General features: G+C 61.7%; 17 protein-coding genes. 12 read left to right on the top strand and 5 right to left on the bottom strand.

The window, feature by feature from the left end; genetic code table 11:
- Nucleotides 1–104 precede the first annotated feature (104 nt).
- Nucleotides 105–1,850: a L,D-transpeptidase family protein gene (locus E5K00_RS02765; RefSeq protein WP_135461452.1), complete on the bottom strand. Its 1,746-nt coding sequence runs from the start codon at nucleotides 1,848–1,850 to the stop codon at nucleotides 105–107.
- A gap of 285 nt (nucleotides 1,851–2,135) precedes the next feature.
- Between E5K00_RS02765 and E5K00_RS02760 the strand changes: the two genes are divergently transcribed.
- Together E5K00_RS02760 and E5K00_RS02755 are read left to right on the top strand one after the other, a co-directional pair.
- Nucleotides 2,136–3,926, top strand: coding sequence for a M1 family metallopeptidase (locus tag E5K00_RS02760; RefSeq protein ID WP_135461450.1), 1,791 nt, complete (start codon nucleotides 2,136–2,138; stop codon nucleotides 3,924–3,926).
- 92 nt (nucleotides 3,927–4,018) lie between these two features.
- Nucleotides 4,019–4,960 carry a cyanophycinase gene (locus E5K00_RS02755; protein WP_135461448.1) on the top strand — a complete coding sequence of 314 codons (942 nt, stop codon included), beginning with the start codon at nucleotides 4,019–4,021 and terminating at the stop codon, nucleotides 4,958–4,960.
- Nucleotides 4,961–5,088: 128 nt separating this feature from the next.
- Here the strand turns inward: E5K00_RS02755 and E5K00_RS02750 are convergent, their stop codons facing one another.
- Entirely contained in the window at nucleotides 5,089–6,069 is a 981-nt protein-coding gene (locus E5K00_RS02750; protein ID WP_135461446.1) for an isoaspartyl peptidase/L-asparaginase family protein, read from the bottom strand.
- A gap of 150 nt (nucleotides 6,070–6,219) precedes the next feature.
- Between E5K00_RS02750 and E5K00_RS02745 the strand changes: the two genes are divergently transcribed.
- The 4 genes from E5K00_RS02745 (at nucleotide 6,220) to E5K00_RS22735 (ending at nucleotide 8,634) form a co-directional block, all read left to right on the top strand.
- A complete protein-coding gene (locus E5K00_RS02745; protein ID WP_135461444.1) occupies nucleotides 6,220–6,642 on the top strand; it encodes a DUF3127 domain-containing protein in 423 nt (140 codons plus the stop codon).
- Nucleotides 6,643–6,872: 230 nt separating this feature from the next.
- The gene (locus E5K00_RS02740) at nucleotides 6,873–7,748 is read left to right on the top strand and encodes an SDR family oxidoreductase (RefSeq protein WP_135461442.1); all 876 of its coding nucleotides are present in this window, start codon (nucleotides 6,873–6,875) and stop codon (nucleotides 7,746–7,748) included.
- A gap of 44 nt (nucleotides 7,749–7,792) precedes the next feature.
- Nucleotides 7,793–8,416 carry an AlbA family DNA-binding domain-containing protein gene (locus tag E5K00_RS02735; RefSeq protein WP_135461440.1) on the top strand — a complete coding sequence of 208 codons (624 nt, stop codon included), beginning with the start codon at nucleotides 7,793–7,795 and terminating at the stop codon, nucleotides 8,414–8,416.
- Between the two features lie 5 nt (nucleotides 8,417–8,421).
- Nucleotides 8,422–8,634 (top strand): hypothetical protein, encoded by a 213-nt coding sequence (locus E5K00_RS22735; RefSeq protein ID WP_167856729.1) that lies wholly within the window; start codon nucleotides 8,422–8,424, stop codon nucleotides 8,632–8,634.
- Between the two features lie 75 nt (nucleotides 8,635–8,709).
- Here the strand turns inward: E5K00_RS22735 and E5K00_RS02730 are convergent, their stop codons facing one another.
- Complete coding sequence (locus E5K00_RS02730; protein ID WP_135461438.1) at nucleotides 8,710–9,243, bottom strand: DinB family protein; 534 nt, start codon at nucleotides 9,241–9,243, stop codon at nucleotides 8,710–8,712.
- Between the two features lie 92 nt (nucleotides 9,244–9,335).
- Between E5K00_RS02730 and E5K00_RS02725 the strand changes: the two genes are divergently transcribed.
- The 4 genes from E5K00_RS02725 to E5K00_RS02710 all read left to right on the top strand — a co-directional run bounded on the left by E5K00_RS02725 (nucleotide 9,336) and on the right by E5K00_RS02710 (nucleotide 14,292).
- Nucleotides 9,336–9,854, top strand: coding sequence for a YkvA family protein (locus E5K00_RS02725; RefSeq protein WP_135461436.1), 519 nt, complete (start codon nucleotides 9,336–9,338; stop codon nucleotides 9,852–9,854).
- 157 nt (nucleotides 9,855–10,011) lie between these two features.
- Nucleotides 10,012–12,273: a S46 family peptidase gene (locus E5K00_RS02720; protein WP_135461434.1), complete on the top strand. Its 2,262-nt coding sequence runs from the start codon at nucleotides 10,012–10,014 to the stop codon at nucleotides 12,271–12,273.
- Nucleotides 12,274–12,344: 71 nt separating this feature from the next.
- On the top strand, nucleotides 12,345–12,959 hold the full coding sequence (locus tag E5K00_RS02715; RefSeq protein ID WP_135461432.1) for a hypothetical protein: 615 nt from the start codon (nucleotides 12,345–12,347) through the stop codon (nucleotides 12,957–12,959).
- Between the two features lie 52 nt (nucleotides 12,960–13,011).
- Nucleotides 13,012–14,292 carry a metal-dependent hydrolase family protein gene (locus E5K00_RS02710; RefSeq protein WP_135461430.1) on the top strand — a complete coding sequence of 427 codons (1,281 nt, stop codon included), beginning with the start codon at nucleotides 13,012–13,014 and terminating at the stop codon, nucleotides 14,290–14,292.
- A gap of 3 nt (nucleotides 14,293–14,295) precedes the next feature.
- Here E5K00_RS02710 and E5K00_RS02705 read toward each other — a convergent pair whose 3' ends face one another.
- On the bottom strand, nucleotides 14,296–15,054 hold the full coding sequence (locus E5K00_RS02705) for a glycosyltransferase family 2 protein (RefSeq protein WP_167856728.1): 759 nt from the start codon (nucleotides 15,052–15,054) through the stop codon (nucleotides 14,296–14,298).
- A 103-nt stretch (nucleotides 15,055–15,157) separates the two neighbouring features.
- Between E5K00_RS02705 and E5K00_RS02700 the strand changes: the two genes are divergently transcribed.
- Nucleotides 15,158–15,457: a hypothetical protein gene (locus E5K00_RS02700; RefSeq protein WP_135461426.1), complete on the top strand. Its 300-nt coding sequence runs from the start codon at nucleotides 15,158–15,160 to the stop codon at nucleotides 15,455–15,457.
- 85 nt (nucleotides 15,458–15,542) lie between these two features.
- A complete protein-coding gene (locus tag E5K00_RS02695) occupies nucleotides 15,543–16,403 on the top strand; it encodes a LysM peptidoglycan-binding domain-containing protein (RefSeq protein ID WP_135461424.1) in 861 nt (286 codons plus the stop codon).
- Between the two features lie 148 nt (nucleotides 16,404–16,551).
- Here E5K00_RS02695 and E5K00_RS02690 read toward each other — a convergent pair whose 3' ends face one another.
- Nucleotides 16,552–17,226, bottom strand: a complete 675-nt coding sequence (locus tag E5K00_RS02690) for a response regulator transcription factor (RefSeq protein WP_135461422.1) — start codon at nucleotides 17,224–17,226, stop codon at nucleotides 16,552–16,554.
- Between the last annotated feature and the right edge of the window lies 1 nt (nucleotide 17,227).

Genomic DNA, 17,227 nt, shown 5'->3' with positions numbered 1-17,227 from the left:
TGGGGCTGGATGGGTAGGGCGAACCCATAAAAAAACGGGCCACCCGGCTTTTGCCGGTGGCCCGTTTTCTATCCCCTCACGAGAGTAGAAGGAAGGAGTAGAAGCTAGTTGAAATACTCGCGCGCCAGCGCCTTGTCGTGATTGTAGATATCATCCCGGAAGTGTACCCGGCCGGCGTCGTCCACCCAGGCCGTGAAGTACACCAGGTATACCGGCAGCGTCTCCTTCAGGGCCACGTACTTTTCCTTGCGGTTGGCAATGGTATCCTGAATGGTCTGCATGTCCCAGCCGGGCTTGTCGCGCAGCAGGTACTCGGCCAGCTTCAGGGGCTCAGCCACCCGAACGCAGCCGTGGCTAAAGCCGCGCTTGGCCTGGCTGAACAGCTCGTCGTGCGGGGTGTCGTGCAGGTAGACGTCGTTAGAGTTGGGGAAGATAAACTTCACCTCCCCCAGGTCGTTCTTCGGGCCGGGCCGACGGCGCACGGTATACTTGAAGGTCTCCTGCTTGATGCTCGCCCAGTCGATGGAACTCGGGTCGACAGCCACGGCTTTCTTGCCGTAGCCCTTCACCACTTCCATATCGAGCCGGTCCAGGTACGACGGGTTGTTAGCCAGCTTCGACCTCAGCTCCTTGTCGATGATGCTCCACGGCACGTTCCAGTAAGGCGACAGGACCACGTACTCCATCTTGTCGCTGAACACCGGCGTTGCGTTCAGGGTCTTGCCGACGATAACCCGCATGTCGAAAACTTCCTTGTTGTTCTCGATGACGTGCAGCTTGTAGTCCGGAATGTTAACGAGCAGGTAACTCGCCTCAAATTTTTTGGGAATCCAGCGCCAGCGCTCCATGTTCAGAATGACCTGATCGATGCGGGCCGAGACGGGAATGTTCAGGGCCTTCAGCGTTTCGCCGCTCACGATGCCGTCGGCCTTCAGGCCGTTCAACTCCTGAAACTCCTTTACCGCCGCGACCAGCTCACCCTCGTATTTTGCCGCGGGCGCCGCGGCCGGAGTGGTGTTGGCCGTAGCCTGTACCGGGGTAGCAGCGGGCTGGGCGGGGGCCGTCGGCTCGCCGCCCAACAGGCGCTGGCGCAGCAGCGGCACGGCGGCGGAAGTCTCGCCGGGCTTGAGCTTCGTGGTAGCCGGCAGCGTTGGCCACCCCCCGTTGCGTTGCAGGGCGCGGTAGTCGGCCAGTACCTTTTTCAGCCGGTCATACTCGGGGTGCAGGGGCTCAAACTCGTAGTACGGATAGGTACTTTCCCGCTCCTTGAGGATGGTCATCAGCGCCTTGTGCAGCTTGATTTTGTTGCGCTTGACGTTCCAGTCGATGCTTTTTACTTCGCGCGGGTTTACCGTGCCCCGATAAAAATCGGAAGCCCAGTTAAAGTAAGTCCCTGACAGCGCGACATCTATCTGTTTTTCCAGCGCATTGCGCTTGGTGGAGTCAGACTTTGATTTTTCAAATTCGGCGAAGAGCTTGTCGAAGTCCTTCACCTTATAATCCTTCGGGTCCAGGCCCTCATCCGCCGCTTTGTTGATGACGCTGAGCAGGGTTTTGGCCTGGGGCACCAGCTCATGATTCCGAAACCACCCCAGGCGGTAGTCCCGCTCCCGGTAGAATTTCTTGCCCCACTCCAGCTGGTCTTTGAAGGCCGGCTCGGCATTCATAGCCCGGATGACGTAGGTGCTGTCGAGCGTAGGCTGCGCGCCCCCGGCCGCGGTTAAGCCGCCGGGTAGGGCATCCTGTATTTTGTCTTGTTGATCCTGGCTGCACGCCGTTGTCAGCATGCTCAGGCTGATAAGCCAGAACAGCAGCACAGTGAGGAAGGCCGGACGAGTTGCTTGATTCATGTAAGTAGGTGTGGTGAAAGGCAAAAAATGGCCGCTGCCGGAACCGGTCATTGCCCACTGGCTGACCTGCCCCCCGGCGGAGCGCTCTGCGCGTTCTACTGCTTTCCAGGTCCTGGGGTTGTCGGACAAGCAGAACTACACCACGGTGCAAGATAACAGATTTGCCGCTACCCGAGTGCCGCTTTCCCCGGCAAATCTGACTTGGTGCTTTCGGCTATATTTGCCGCCTTCCCCGGTTTTGCCGTACAGCCTAGTTCTTGTTCTGCTTCTTTGGCTTCGCTTCTTATGACCTTTACTCCCGACCCACACAGCTACGCCCGCCCCAGCCAGGTCCAGGTGCGCCATCTTGCCCTCGACCTGCAGGTCGACTTCGCCGCCCGCACCCTGCGGGGCCAGGCCACCTGGCACCTCACCAACCACACGGGAGCCACCGACCTCTGGCTCGATGCCCGCTCCCTCCTGATTGAGTCGGTGCGGCTGGGCGGGCCCACCGGCGAGACGACCGACTTCACGCTGGGCGCCGACGACCCGGTGCTGGGCCAGGCCCTGCGCATCACGGTGCGCCCCGATACGACGGTCGTCTGCATCCGGTACACCACCAGCCCGACGGCCGCGGCCCTGCAGTGGCTGGCCCCCGAGCAAACCGCCGGCCGGGAGCAGCCGTTTCTGTTCACCCAGTCGCAAGCCATCCTGGCCCGCACCTGGATTCCGTGCCAAGACTCGCCCGGGGTGCGCTTCACCTACGAGGCCCGCGTGCAGGCCCCGGCTCACCTGCTGGCCCTGATGAGCGCCGAGAATCCGCAGCAGCTGGATCCGCGCGGGGAGTATTTCTTCCGCATGGAGCAGCCCATTCCCTCCTACCTGATGGCCCTGGCCGTGGGCAACGTGGAGTTCACGCCCCTGAGCACGCGCACCGGTATTTACGCCGAGCCCACTACCCTGCAGCTGGCCACCCACGAGTTTGTGGACCTGGAAAAGATGGTGGGCGCAGCCGAGGAACTCTATGGCCCCTACCGCTGGGACCGGTACGATTTGCTGGTGTTACCCCCGAGCTTTCCATTTGGGGGCATGGAAAATCCGCGTTTAACATTTGTAACACCTACTATTCTGGCCGGCGACCGGAGCCTGACCAGCCTGGTAGCCCACGAGCTGGCCCACTCCTGGTCGGGCAACCTGGTGACCAACGCTACCTGGAACGACTTCTGGCTGAACGAAGGCTTTACAGTCTACTTTGAGCGCCGGATTATGGAGCGCCTCTACGGCCGCCCCTACGCCGATATGTTGCAGGTGCTGGGGCACACCGGCCTGCTGCACACCGTGGAGGAGCTCGGGGCCGACAGCCGCGACACCCATCTCCACCTCGACCTAGCCGGCCGCGACCCGGACGATGGGCTCAACGAAATTGCCTACGAAAAGGGCGACTACCTGCTGCTGACCCTGGAAAGCCTAGTGGGCCGCGAAAAGCTCGACACCTTTATTAAGGAGTACTTCGCGCGTTTCAGCTTCCAGTCGATGGATACGGATTCTTTCGTGGCCTATCTGCGCCGCGAGCTGCTGGACCGGGAACCAGGCCTGGAAGCCCGGCTGCAGCTCGACGCCTGGATCAACGGCCCGGGGATTCCGGCCGGGGCACCGCCGGTTTCGTCAGAGCGCTTTGCCTCGGTGGAAGCCGCGCTGCAAAGCTGGCAGCAGGGCACGGCCGCCTCTACCCTGCCTACTACCGGCTGGAGCAGCCACGAGTGGGTGCATTTCCTGCACGGCTTACCCAAAAGCTTATCGGCCGCGCAGCTGAGCGAACTGGACGAAGCCTTCGGGTTTACCCCGTCGGGCAACGCGGAAATTCTGTCGGCGTGGTTTCCGCTGGCCCTGGCCGCCGGCTACCACCCCGCCGACCAGGCCGTGGAGCAGTTTCTGACAACCGTGGGCCGGCGCAAATTCCTGGTGCCGATCTACAAGGCGCTGCTCACGACGCCCGGCGGACCGGAACGGGCCCGGCAAATCTACGCCCGGGCCCGGCCCAATTATCACTCTGTGGCGACCAGCACGTTTGATACGATGATAGGCCAAACCGCTTAACTTACCGCTCAGCTTCGGCGGGTGTGGCCTGAACCTTGCTTGCCCGTTCGGAGTTCTTTTTCTTTTGTTGTCATTAAAGTTGATTTGTCGCGTTGAAAGCACCTAAACCTCTCGGGAAGTTAATTGCCATCGGAGGCAATGAAGATAAAGGCACTTACCCCAACCCGCGCACCAAAAAGAAATACTACCTCAACTTCTTTGAGCTCGGTATTCTGAAGCGCGTCGTCACGGAGTCGGGTAAAACCAATCCGCGCATCGAGGTCATTACTACGGCCTCCATGATTCCGGAGGAAGTAGCCAAAATTTACGTCTCGTCGTTTGCCATGCTGAATTGCCTGAACGTGGGCATCCTCGACATTCGCACGCCGGAAGACGCGCAGCAGCCCGAGTACGTGGCCCGGCTACTGGAAGCCGACATCGTGATGATGAGCGGCGGCAACCAGTCGCGCCTGAAAATGATGTTCGGCGAAACCGAGTTTCTGGACCGCCTTACCACCCGCTACTACAACGAGCCCAACTTCGTCATTGCCGGCACCAGCGCCGGAGCCATGGCCATGTCGCACATCATGATTATGGGCGGCAGCGTGCCTGACGCGCTGATGAAGGGTGCCGTGAAAATCGGGACCGGCCTGAGTCTGAACCGTAGCGTGGTCATCGACTCCCACTTCGTGAAGCGGGGCCGCTTTGGCCGCCTGCTGGAAGCCGTAGCCCTGCACCCCAAGCTTATCGGCATCGGACTGGGCGAGGATACCGGCGTACTGATTACGGAAGGCAACCTGATTGAAACCATCGGTTCCAACCTGGTAATCATCATGGACGGCCACAACCTGCAACACAACAACGCGGCGGCGGCCAAGAAGGGCGCGGCCCTCTCCATGGAAAACATGACGCTGCACGTGCTGGCCAAAGGCAACACCTACGACATCGAGCAGCGCAAGTTCTACGCCGACCGCACGGCCTACGCGCCCCCTGCTACCGTGTCGCCGGAGCCGACCCCGGAAGTTTCACCCGAAGCCCAGGCCACCACGGCCTAAGCTTCCCGACGCTACTTCACCCAAAACGCCGGCTCCCCGTGGGAGAGCCGGCGTTTTGCATTTGACGATTTTAAACTCTACAAAAGCAGATTTCTACTCCTTATTATATAGGGTGTAAAGATCAGGCGTTAGTCTTTGTAGATACCCACGTACAGATTCCCGTCCGAGCTGAGGCTGGCGCGGTACATTCCGTCGGAGTTGAAGGGCAGCGCGATGTTGCCGAAGCTGTCGATGGCGACCAGGCCACCTTCGCCGCCTACCGGCGCGAGCTTGTCGTGCACCACGATGCGGCAGGCCTCGGCTAGGCTCAGGCCGCGGTATTCCATCAGGCAGGAAATATCGTGGGCCACGACGGCGCGCAGGAAAAACTCGCCGTGCCCGGTGCAGCTGATGGCGCAGGTCCGGTTGTCGGCAAAGGTGCCCGAGCCGATGATGGGCGAGTCGCCGATGCGGGAGTAGCGCTTGTTGGTCATGCCGCCGGTGCTGGTGGCGGCGGCCAGGTTGCCGTGCTGGTCGCGGGCTACGGCGCCCACGGTGCCCATCTTTTTCTTCGGGTCTTCATCCACGAAAGCCGCGGGCTTCTCCAGCGGGGCTTGGGCGGCTTCGCTATGGTCGAGGCGCATGCGGCCTTCGGCCAGCGCTTCCTGAAGCTGGTCGAACCGGTGCTGGGTGAAAAAGTACTCGGTGGGCTGCATGGCCAGGCCAAACTCCCGGGCCAGCTCCTCGTTGCCGGGATAGGCCAGCAGCACGTGCTCGGTTTGGTCCATCACCAGGCGCGCGGCCCGAATAGGGTTCTGAATGTGGCGGGCGCCGGTCACGGCACCGGCGGCCCGGTCGCGGCCGTCCATCAGGGAGGCATCCATTTCGTGGTGGCCTTCGTGGGTGAACACCGCCCCGCGGCCGGCGTTGAATAGGGGGCAGTCTTCGAGGCTGATGACGGCGGCTTCTACCGCGTCGAGGGCGGCCCCACCGTGGCGCAGCACGTCGTAGCCGGTTTCCAGGGCCGCCTGCAAAGCCTGCCGGTAGTTCTGCTCGGCCTCGGCCGACATCAGGGCGCGGGAGATGGTCCCGGCACCACCGTGCAAGGCTAAAGCAAAAGGAAAATCCATGGGATGGGGCGTATTTTAGTGGGCTGAGGGCAAGATCGAAAGGCAAAGATACGCAGCTGCGCGGTCCGGATTTTGGGCGGCGCGGGTAGCCATAACGCGTTTTTTTTCGTACGTTTGAAGTAAGGATTTACCCACTTAACGATTTTTTTTATGGCTTACGACGCTACCGGCCGCCTGCACGAGATTTTTGACGAACAGCAGGTGAGTGAGAAATTCCGCAAGCGCGAATTTGTGCTGGAAGTTCAGGATGGCCAGTACCCTGAGCATATCAAGTTCCAGTTGGTTCAAGATAAAACTGCCCTCATCGACGCCTACAAAGTGGGTGACGAGGTGAAAGTTACCTTCAACCTGCGGGGTCGCGGCTTCAACAAGAACGGCCAGATGCTGTACTTCACCAACCTGGAAGCCTGGCGCATTGAGGCGGGCACGGGCGGCGGTGCTCCCGCTGGCGGTGGCTACAACCAGCAGGCTGCTCCCCGCGCGGCGGCTCCGGCCCAAAACCAGAACCCGAACCTGCGCGCTGCTCCGGCGGCACCCATCGCCGGCGACGACGACAACGACCTGCCTTTCTAAGCAACTCGAAGTCGGGCCCTCCCCCGGTTCTTTCCAAAACGGAAGCTACAGCTCTGCACCGGGCTCTGGCTTCCGTTTTGCATGTCCGGCCAGTTCCAGTCCATCCTTCTCCTATTTTCATTTTTACCCGCTAAAAAGTAAAACTTCCCGGTATCGTTTTATCGTTTAGAGGGAAAGCCGGAGCAACTACATGCCCCGGCAGTTGCTTTTTCCGCCTTCCTTCTGCCCTCATGGCCGCGCCTGCTGAACTACCCCGACTCGATGGAAAAACTGTACTCATTACCGGACCTTCGGGTGGGATTGGGCAGATAACGGCGCGGGAGCTGGCCCGGCGCGGGGCGCACCTGGTGCTGGTGTGCCGAAACCCGGAGCGGGCCGAGCAAACCAAAACCCTGATTCAGCAGGCCAGCCCAGCAAGCCAGCCCGACATTCTGCTCTGCGACCTGTCGGTGCTGGCCGAGGTGCGGACGTTGGCGGCCGAAGTCACGCGCCGCTACTCTAAGCTGGACGTGCTCATCAACAACGCCGGCATTATGCCCGGGCCCCTGACGATTACGGACGAAGGCCACGAGCTGAGTTGGGTGACCAACCACCTGGCGCCCTTCCTGCTGACCAACCTGCTGCTGCCCCTGCTGGAGGCGGCCGGCCAGGCCCGCATTATCAACGTGGCTTCCGAAGCGCACTGGCTGGGTGAGATTGAGCCGGCCCAGAATTTTCGGAATGACCGGGAAAAGTACAGCTCCTTTACGGCGTACTGCGACTCGAAGCTGGCCAACATCTTATTCACCAACGAGCTGGCCCACCGCCTGGAGCTGACGGGCATCACGGCCAACTGCCTGCACCCCGGCATCGTGGATACGGGCCTGGTAAACCCCGGCAGCTCGCGGCTGCTGAAGCTGATGTGGCTGCTGGCCCGGCCGGTGATGGTCACGCCGGAGGTGGGGGCCCAAACCAGCATCTTCCTGGCCACCGACCCGAAAGTGGCCGCGCTGAGTGGGCGCTACTTTAAGAACAGTAAGCCCGCCCGCAGCTCGGGCACGGCCCGCAACCGGGCCGAGGCCAGCCGCCTGTGGCGGATTTCAGCCGAAGAAACGGGGCTGGAGTAGCGCCCGACTGGCCCGTTTTTCATTTCACCCCTGAGCCTACGCCCATGTCGGAACTGCAGGAACTCATCAAACGCGGCGAGGGCGAACGGCTCGAGTTCAAAAAGAAAACGACCCATCCTACGCGCATTTCCCGGACGCTGGCCTCGCTGGCCAATACCCACGGCGGCCACGTGCTGGTGGGCGTCGATGATGACGGGCGCATTGTGGGCGTGCGCGACGCGGAAGAGGAAAAATACGTGCTGCGCCTGGCGGCTGAGCAGTACGTGGACCCACCGCTGGAACTGGATTTTACCGAGGTAGAGGAAGACAACCGCACCGTGCTCATCGTGACGGTGCGGGAAAGCAGCCGCAAGCCCCACCGGGCCCAGGTAGCGGAGGGCGACTGGCGGGGCTACGTGCGGGTACGCGACGAAAGCGTGCAAACCAGCGGCCTGACCGAGAAGGTACTGGAGCGCCAGCAGCCCCAGCAGTTCGAGAAAATACCGCTGAACCGCCACGAGCTGGCCGTGCTGGACTACCTGCGCAAACATCCGCGCATCACGCTGGCCCAGTACATGCGGCTGGGCAACCTGGGCAAGCGCCGGGCTTACCAGACCCTGATTAAGCTGACCCTGCACGGCTACATCCGCCACCACGACAAGGAAAAAGAGCCGTATTACACCCTATAAGCTGGGTGGCCCAGCTCCTCCCCGGAAAGCCAAAATTCCCGCTGCCTCACGAGAAGCAGCGGGAATTTTGGCTTTACCGGCAAGCGGCAGCGGATTATTCGCTGCTGCTGGTTTTGGATTTTTTCTTCTCTTCTTTGGCGGCTTTCTTCTCCTTGGGAGACTTAGCCGGCTCCTTTTTCTTCTCTTTGCGGGCGTCTTGTGCTTTTGCCATGGTGTAGGATGGTTTAGGGTAGAAAGGTAAATCTGAAATTCCTAACGCAACGAGGCGGGCGGGTGTTGTGCGAAAGCCGGCGCTACTTTAGCTGGGGCAGATACCGCTCCCGCAGAATGCTCAAATGGTGCAGCTCGTGGCCGGGAATGATGAAAAGCAGGGCCCGGACGCTGCCGGGGCCGCCGTTGGCCGAGCCGGTCCGGTCGAGCTGGGTAGCTGAAAACGAGCGGAACAACGACAGCGTGGCGGCGCGCACCGTGTCGTACTCGGCCAGGATGTCGCTCAGGGTTCGGTCGTTAGCCCCCGACTCGGGCACGTAGTCGTCCTGCTCGAAGCCGGGCAGGTCGGTTTTGTCGTTGCGGGCGAAGCGCAGGGCGCGGTAGGCAAAAATCCGCTCGGTATCGATGATGTGGACCAGCATTTCCTTGATGCTCCACTTGCCCGGGGCATACGCAAAGTGGGCCTGCTCCTCGCTGAGCTGCCCCACGGCCTGCCGCAGCGCGTCGGGCAGCTTCGCGAGCATATACAGCGGGTCGGCGCCTTCGGGAATGTGGCGGATGTAGGTGTCGTAGTAGGGCAGATACTGGCCCTCGATGGGCCGGGCGGTGGTCGACATAGACGAAACGGGCTTGGTGACGGGGCGAAGGTAGCCAACTTCCCGAGCTGCGTCTGCGTACACGGGCCAATTATTCCCTTAACCCTTCGCCCATGTCGTCACTTGCCGAAAAAGGACTCTCCATTTCCAAAAACGCGCTGTTCAGCGTCTTCATCAACCGCGCCGGCAAGCTGCTGGGGCGCCCGTTCAAAGTAGTGCTGGTGCTGAACGAGGTAGCCAACAAGCTGGCCGACAAGAAAAGCGGCGACAACAAGTTCCGGCAGCTGCTGGACGTGATGCTGACCGTGGTGCGCATGGTGAAAAACTACGTGAGCGGCTCGTACCGGCAGATTGAAACCCAGACAATTCTCTCGGGCCTGGGCGTGCTGCTCTACACCCTGTCGCCCCTGGATCTGGTGCCCGACTTCATTCCCGTGGTCGGCTTCCTGGACGATCTGAGTTTGATGAGCTGGTTTGTGGGCAGCTTCCAGGACGAAATCACCAAGTTCCGGGAGTGGGAGAAAACCCACGCCGCCGAAGCCGGGGAAGCCGAAAAAGACCTGGTGCCCGCCGCTATAGCCGTCGACACCGACCAAGCCACGCCCGCCGTGGCCGAGCTGGGTCACTCGTAGAAGCTCCCGCGAATTTTTAGGATTCCTGAACCCCGGCCACGTGCGTCGGGGTTTCTTTTTTGGTGACGTTGGGAAACAACGCCCGGTCATCGAAAAACCCCGAAATTCGCGGCTGCCGCTTCGGCGGTTGTCTTTTCCGCTCACCTACTCCTGCTCTATGCGCCTACTCTCCCGGCTGGCTTTGCTGGCTCTTACCCTCCTGTCCTTCCTGCCCACGGCCCGCGCCGACGAAGGCATGTGGCTGCCGTTGCTGCTGAAGCAGCTCAACGAGGCCGACATGCAAAGCAAGGGCCTCAAGCTCACCGCCGAGCAGATTTACAGCGTGAATCAGGGCAGCCTGAAGGACGCGGTGGTGCAGTTCGGCGGCGGCTGCACCGGCGAAATTATTTCCGACCAGGGCCTGCTGCTCACCAACCACCACTGCGGCTACGGCCAGATTCAGCAGCACTCGTCGGTGGAGAAAGACTACCTGACCAACGGCTACTGGGCCATGACGCGCGACCAGGAACTGCCCAATCCGGGCCTGACGGCCACGTTTATCGTGCGCATGGAAGACGTGACCAGCCAGGTGCTGGCCGGGGTGCCCACCAGCAATATTGCCGAGGCCGACCGGGAAAAGCTGGTGCAGGGCAACATTGCCCGCGTGGCCCAGGCCGCCGTGCAGGGCACGCACTACCAGTCGTTTATCCGCCCTTTCTACAACGGCAACGAATACTACATGTTCGTGACGGAGGTGTTCGAGGACATCCGTTTGGTGGGCGCCCCACCGAGCAGCATCGGCAAGTTCGGCGGCGACACCGACAACTGGGCCTGGCCCCGCCACACCGGCGACTTCTCGATGTTCCGCATCTACGCCGGCCCCGACAACAAGCCCGCCCCCTATTCCAAGGACAACAAGCCTTTCAAGCCCCGCCACCACCTGCCCATCTCGCTCAGCGGCATCAAGCCCGGCGACTTCACGATGGTGTTCGGCTTTCCCGGCCGCACCAACGAATACCTGACTTCCTGGGGCGTGGATGAGGTCTATTCCCTGTCGAACCCGGCCAAAATCAAGGTGCGCGACGCCAAGCTGCGCATCCTGGACCAGGATATGAAGGCCTCCGACAAGGTGCGGATTCAGTACGCGGCCAAGTACGCCGGCATTGCCAACTACTGGAAAAAGTGGATCGGCGAAACCCGGGGCCTGAAAAAGCTCGACGCCGTGACGCGCAAGCAGGAGCAGGAAGCGAAGTTCACGCAGTGGGCCCAGAATGGCACCGAAGCCCAACGCGCCGCCTACGGCCCCCTGCTGCCCCAGCTGGAGAAAAACTACCGCGCCGTGCGCGACTACACCCTGGCCCGCGACTACGTAACCGAAGCGGCTCTGGGCATCGAGCTGGTGGCCTACGCCAACAGTCTGCTACCGCTGGTGGAGTTGGTCGAGAAAAAAGCTACGGCCGAAGAATTGGCTACGGCCGTGGGCAAAGCCAAGAAGGGCGTGGCCGGCTTCTTCCGCAACTACACCGCCGCCACCGACCAGAAAGTAGCCGTGGCCCTGCTGCCGCTCTACGCCGAAGGCACGCCGGCGGCCCTGCTGCCCGCCTACGTGAAGAATCTGCAGAAGCAATACCCTGGCAAATCGGGCTGGACCAGCTACGTCAACGCCCTGTATGCCAAGTCGAAGCTCACCACCGAGGCCAGTGCCCAGGCCGTGCTCGATGAGGTAGCCAAAGGCAACGTGCGCGCCCTCAGCGAAGACCCCGCTGCCCAGCTCGCCGCTGCCATCATCGGCAACTACCGCGCGGCCATTCTGCCCACTTACACTACCCACACCGACCAGATTGCCCTCTTGCAGCGCACCTACGTGGCCGGCCTGCGCCAGATGCAAACCGACCGGAAGTTCTACCCCGATGCCAATTCGACCCTGCGCGTGGCCTACGGGCAGGTGGCCACCTACGAGCCCGCCGACGGCGTGAAGTACGACTATTACACCACCCTCGACGGCATCATGGAAAAAGCCGACCCCACCAACCCCGATTTTGAGGTGCCCGCCCGCCTCGTGGAACTCTACAACGCTAAGGACTACGGTCCTTACGCTGTGAACGGCACCGTGCCCGTGGCCTTTATTGCTACCAACCACACCACCGGCGGCAACTCCGGCTCCCCCGTCATCAACGGCCGCGGCGAGCTGATCGGCACCAACTTCGACCGGAACTGGGAAGGCACCATGAGCGACATCATGTTTGACCCCGACCGGGTGCGCAACATCACCCTCGACGTGCGCTACATGCTGTTTGTGGTGGATAAATACGCCGGTGCCAGCCACCTGGTGCAGGAAATGACGCTGGTAGGCGACCCCAACGGCGCGGCGACGCCCGCACCGGGCAAGGAAGTGAAGAAGATGAAAGTGAAGCAGAAAGCGGCTAAGGTAAAAGCGTAGTCCACTTTGCTTACTTTGTGTAGAAACGCCCGCCAGCACTTACTCCCTGGCGGGCATTTTTATATGTATGTATGAGCTTGATTCCTCTCTTCCCCGACTTACAGGCAATCAGCCGCAGTCTGCGGCAGTATCAAAGTATTCTTGTCTTCCGATACTCGGAAACGAGCATCCGGATGCAGCCCGTCATAAGCACCTCTGCTAATCAGCGCTACGCGTTGCTGGCGGGCCTGGCCTTTGGAGGCGTTTTCTGCCTGGTTGCCATTATGCAAAGCAATTATATTGTTCTGGGCATGGTCTTGCTACTTGGGTTATTTGTCGTGTGGCGAGAATATCGGGCGCGCAAGTCTGGTCCGGATATCAAGATAATACGGCTGCAAAACGAAGTCGAAATTGATATTGTCGCGCGGCGGATTACTGTAGAGCATCTGCACCCCTACTTCCGCCAGCATGTGGCAGAAACTACCGTGGCTCCCTTCGCCGAGATTCTCAACGTGGTGGCCTGCCGAGGCAGAAGTCAGTCAGAAGATGAATATTACGGAGAACTGTATCTATCCCTTACGGATGACAGCCGGCTGTATCTGATAGAGGTTGATTCGGAGTCCGTAGCCCGCAGTATTGCCCGCCTGCTACAGCAAGTGCTGGGCCTTCCGGTCGACCCGGAACCGACTTCCTGGTGGCAATTCTGAGTAGCTGCTGTACCTTGTAAGCAAGTATACTCTCCAAATTAAAGCACCGCTTATGCGTATTGTGTGGCCCCTAGCCGTGGCTTTCTTCTTCAGCTTCACTAGGACTCTGGCCCAACAAGCCACAACCGCCCCGCCGTCTTCGCTTCTGCTGCGCCCCGCCGCCGTCTTCGACGGCGAAACTATGCACGCGGGCTGGGTGGTGCTGGTGGAAGGTTCCACGATCAAGGCAGCCGGGCCAGCCGATCAGATCAGCACCCCGGCCGGGGCCCGCACCGTGGAGTTGCCGGGCCAGACCTTACTGCCGGGCCTCATCGAAGGCCATTCGCACCTGCTGCTCCACCCCTACAACGAAACCACCTGGAACGACCAGGTGCTGCTCGAGTCGCAGGCGCTGCGGGTGGCCCGGGCCACGGCCCACGCCCGCGCCACGCTGCTGGCCGGCTACACCACCGCCCGCGACCTGGGCACCGAGGGCGCCGACTACGCCGACGTGGGCCTCAAGCAAGCTATTGACCAGGGCCTTATTCCCGGCCCGCGCCTGCTGGTGGCCACCCGCGCCCTGGTGGCCACGGGCAGCTACGGCCCCAAGCTGTCGGTAGACGTGGACGTGCCCCAGGGCGCGCAGGAAGCCGACGGCGTGGACGGTATCGTGCGGGCCGTGCGCGAGCAAATCGGCCGGGGCGCCGACGTTATTAAGGTGTACGCCGACTACCGCTGGGGCAAGGGCGAACCGTCAAGGCCCACGTTTTCGCAGGACGAGCTGACGTTGATTGTGCAAACGGCCAAAGGTGCCGGCCGGCCCGTGGTGGCCCACGCCTCCACGCCCGAGGGCATGCGCCGGGCCACGCTGGCCGGCGTCGAAACCATTGAGCACGGCGACGGGGGCACTTTGGAAGTATTCCGGCTGATGAAGCAGCGCGGCGTGGCCCTGTGCCCCACCGTGGCCGCCGGCGACGCTATTTCGCAGTACCAGGGCTGGAAAAAAGGCCAGGGACCCGAGCCCGAGCGGATGCAGCAGAAGCGGCTGAGCGTGCAGGCCGCCCGCAAGGCCGGCGTAGCGCTGGCCGTGGGCGGCGACGTGGGCGTGTTCCGCCACGGCGACAACAGCCGCGAAGCCGAGCTGCTGGTACAGGAATACGGCTTCAGCCCATTGGAGGTGGTGCAGGCCCAGACCAGCGGCAACGCCCGCATCTTTCACCTCCTGGACCGGGGCCGCATCCAGCCCGGCCTGCTCGCCGACCTGGTAGCCGTGGAAGGCGACCCCACCCAGCAGATAACGGCCCTACGCCAGGTGAAGCTGGTGGTGAAAGGCGGCGTGGTGTACCGGGAGTAGGTTTTACCCCGGCCGCTCCACGCCCAGCTGTTGAAGCTGCCCGGCGTACTTGTCGTAAATAATCCGCAGGTCTTCGTTGTGCTTGCCCGCGTCCACGCCGATGCTGACGTTGCTGTTGTGGAAGCGGTGCAGGTGGCTGATGTGGGGCGAAAGTACCGGCAGGTGGCCCGCCAGCAGAAACCGCACGTACAGGTCCAGATCTTCGGCCATGGGCAGCTCGGCGTCGTAGCCGCCCACCTGGTCGAACAGGGCGCGGCTGTAGCACACGTTGCCCTGAATGAAGTGCTCGGCTTTGAAAATAGCCTGCAGCATGGCCTGGGGCGAATCGAAGCGCCAAGCGTAGTAATCCTCATTGGGCAGGTAGCGCCGGTCCTGATCCATGCGCAGGAAGTCGGCCACGAACCAGGGCTGCCGGGGGTGCTGCGCAATCAGCTGGGCGTAGTGGTAGAGGCAGCGCTGGAGCAGAATATCGTCGTCGTCGAGGGGCACGAGCCAGGCCGCCGCGTCGGTTTGGGCAATGAGGCGGTTACGGGCCAGCCCGGCGCGCACTTTTTCGGGGTGGCTCCAGTAGCGCAGCGCCGGCCCGGCCTGGGCGGCGGCTTGGGCCAGCCACTCGGCCGAGCCGTCGGTGGAGCCGTTTTCGTAGATCAGGTGCTCCCGGGAAAAATCGAGGGGCGCGTGAATGCTGGCCTGCACGCTGGCAATTGCTTCGGGCAAGTACTGGCGGCGGTTGTGGCTGGGCGTTATCAGGGCGAAATGCATACCCGCTATTCTGCTATTCCCGGCAAAAAGTTGCCTCTCCGGCCGAACAAGCCCAACTTTACCCGGTTGGCCGGCGTTTATCCCATACCTGATTTCTTCCCGTATGGCCAAGTTTGTCGTCACCGTCCGCTTCCCGAGTTCCTTCGATGAGGAGTTCATTGCGCTGATTCCCGAGCACCGTCAGCTGATCAACGAGCTGATTGAGGCCAACGTAGTGGAGGCCTACGCCATCAGCGCCAACCGCACCCGGGGCTGGATTACCATGAACGGCACCAACGAGGAGGCCATCCGCAGCACCGTGGAGCAGTTTCCGCTGTACCGCTTCTTCCTCCAGGTCGAAATCGACGAGCTGTTCGTGTTCGACAGCACCGCGTCCCGGTTTCCCCGAATTAGCCTAAATTAAGCCGCTGGACCCTATAGTTCGGCTCCGGCGCGGTTTTCGCTGGGCCGACTTTTTCCGCCTGCTATCCTTCTCACGTTACGTTTGCATGACTCGAATTTTCCGGCTGTCGGCCGTTGCCGCCGTCCTCCTCGTCGCCCTGGCCGCCGCGCCGGCCGCTCCCACCACTGATAAAGTTACCACCGAGCAGCTGCTCGCCCGCCTGTCCGGCTCCATCGAAAACCTGAAAACCCTGCGCTGCACCGTCAAAGCCCAGGAGCGGCTGGAAGGCAATAAGTACCAGGCCGCCCGCTCCACCATGAAAATTGCCTTTCAGCCCCTGAAAGTGTACGTGCGCAATCAGAAAGGCATTGAGGTGCTCTGGGTGACGGGCCAGAACAACGGCGACGCCTGGGTGAATCCCAACGCCTTTCCCTACGTGACGCTCAACCTCGACCCCCGGGGCGCGGTGATGCGGCGCAACCAGCACCACAGCGTGCTCAACGCGGGCTTCGGCACCATCGCCGACCTGATCAAGGGCTCCAGCCTGCGCCAGGACCACGCCTACGAGCACAGCTTCCGCTACGCCGGCGACTCGGTGGTGGCCGGCCGCGCCTGCCACGTGCTCCGCTCCGACTTCCCGCAGTTTCGCTACGTGAGCTACAAAACCACCAAGGCCGAGCCGATTTCGCGCATCGCCGACCGGTTTGGCTGCGGCGAATACCGCATCATGGAGCGCAACGACCTGTCGGCGGGCGAAACCGTGCCGGCGGGCAAAACCCTGCTGGTGCCCAACAGTTACGGCCGCCGCACCATCGTCTGCGTCGACCAGAAAACCTTTCTGCCCACGGTCGTGCAGGTAAACGACGACAAAGGCCTGTTCGAGAAGTTCGAGTTTTCGGAAGTCGTGGCTAACCAGCCCATTCCGGCTGCCGAGTTTACCAAGGAATACAAGGACTATAAGTTTTAACCCCTGCGTCGGGGCCAGCGCAAGCGTGGCCCGTAACTTAAAAAGCGCTGCTTCCAGGTGGAAGCAGCGCTTTTTTGGCTAGTAGACTTCGGCTTAGCTGAGGCCCGAGCCGTTGTTACCGGCTCAGGCCTCAGCCGCAACGACTGGCCTAGAAAAGCACTTCGTGCAGCTGATTTTTCACCGCAAACAACACCAGGCCGGCCGTATTGCGGCAGCCGGTTTTCAGCAGCAGGTTGTTGCGGTGCCCTTCCACGGTGCGCACGCTCAAAAACAGCTTGTCGGCAATTTCGGCGTTGGAAAACTCCTGGCAGATCAGGTGCAGGATTTCCTTTTCCCGGTTGGTCAGGTCGGCCCCGCCCGGGAGCATAGCGCCGGGGGCGGGCCGGTAGCTATGGGTTTGCTGAATGGCTTTGAGCACCTGCGGACTCATGTAGAAGCCCGTGCGGTGCACCGACCGGATGGCCAGCAGCAGCTCATCCTTGTTGCAGTTTTTGGCCAGGTAGCCCACGGCCCCGGCCGTTATCATCTTGGCCATCAGCCGCTCCTGCGTGTGCACCGACAGCACGATTACCTTCATACTTGGGTACTGGCGCTGCAACGCTTCGTTGAGCTCCACGCCGTTGAGGCCCGGCATGTTCATGTCCATCAGCACGATGTCGGGCAGGCCGGGCAAGGTGGCGCACAAGGCCAGGAATGAGGCCCCGTCGCCGGCTTCGGCCACGTACTCCATATCGGGTTCGTAGCCAATGAGGGCAATCAGGCTTTCACGGAACAGGTTCTGGTCGTCGACAACGGCCAGACGAATCTTGGCGGGGGAGCTCATA

Origin of the sequence: Hymenobacter aquaticus (assembly GCF_004765605.1) — a bacterium.
Lineage (GTDB): Bacteria > Bacteroidota > Bacteroidia > Cytophagales > Hymenobacteraceae > Hymenobacter > Hymenobacter aquaticus.
The sequence above is the reverse complement of the archived record's forward strand: the minus strand, read 5'-3'. Positions and strand labels throughout refer to the sequence as shown.

What these genes read in the sequence shown, in the direction of transcription:
- E5K00_RS02765 (WP_135461452.1), bottom strand. Translation starts at nt 1,850, where the DNA reads ATGAATCAAGCAACTCGTCCGGCCTTCCTCACTGTGCTGCTGTTCTGG.
- E5K00_RS02760 (WP_135461450.1), top strand. Translation starts at nt 2,136, where the DNA reads ATGACCTTTACTCCCGACCCACACAGCTACGCCCGCCCCAGCCAGGTC.
- E5K00_RS02750 (WP_135461446.1), bottom strand. Translation starts at nt 6,069, where the DNA reads ATGGATTTTCCTTTTGCTTTAGCCTTGCACGGTGGTGCCGGGACCATC.
- E5K00_RS02745 (WP_135461444.1), top strand. Translation starts at nt 6,220, where the DNA reads ATGGCTTACGACGCTACCGGCCGCCTGCACGAGATTTTTGACGAACAG.
- E5K00_RS02740 (WP_135461442.1), top strand. Translation starts at nt 6,873, where the DNA reads ATGGCCGCGCCTGCTGAACTACCCCGACTCGATGGAAAAACTGTACTC.
- E5K00_RS02735 (WP_135461440.1), top strand. Translation starts at nt 7,793, where the DNA reads ATGTCGGAACTGCAGGAACTCATCAAACGCGGCGAGGGCGAACGGCTC.
- E5K00_RS02730 (WP_135461438.1), bottom strand. Translation starts at nt 9,243, where the DNA reads ATGTCGACCACCGCCCGGCCCATCGAGGGCCAGTATCTGCCCTACTAC.
- E5K00_RS02725 (WP_135461436.1), top strand. Translation starts at nt 9,336, where the DNA reads ATGTCGTCACTTGCCGAAAAAGGACTCTCCATTTCCAAAAACGCGCTG.
- E5K00_RS02720 (WP_135461434.1), top strand. Translation starts at nt 10,012, where the DNA reads ATGCGCCTACTCTCCCGGCTGGCTTTGCTGGCTCTTACCCTCCTGTCC.
- E5K00_RS02715 (WP_135461432.1), top strand. Translation starts at nt 12,345, where the DNA reads ATGAGCTTGATTCCTCTCTTCCCCGACTTACAGGCAATCAGCCGCAGT.
- E5K00_RS02710 (WP_135461430.1), top strand. Translation starts at nt 13,012, where the DNA reads ATGCGTATTGTGTGGCCCCTAGCCGTGGCTTTCTTCTTCAGCTTCACT.
- E5K00_RS02705 (WP_167856728.1), bottom strand. Translation starts at nt 15,054, where the DNA reads ATGCATTTCGCCCTGATAACGCCCAGCCACAACCGCCGCCAGTACTTG.
- E5K00_RS02700 (WP_135461426.1), top strand. Translation starts at nt 15,158, where the DNA reads ATGGCCAAGTTTGTCGTCACCGTCCGCTTCCCGAGTTCCTTCGATGAG.
- E5K00_RS02695 (WP_135461424.1), top strand. Translation starts at nt 15,543, where the DNA reads ATGACTCGAATTTTCCGGCTGTCGGCCGTTGCCGCCGTCCTCCTCGTC.
- E5K00_RS02690 (WP_135461422.1), bottom strand. Translation starts at nt 17,226, where the DNA reads ATGAGCTCCCCCGCCAAGATTCGTCTGGCCGTTGTCGACGACCAGAAC.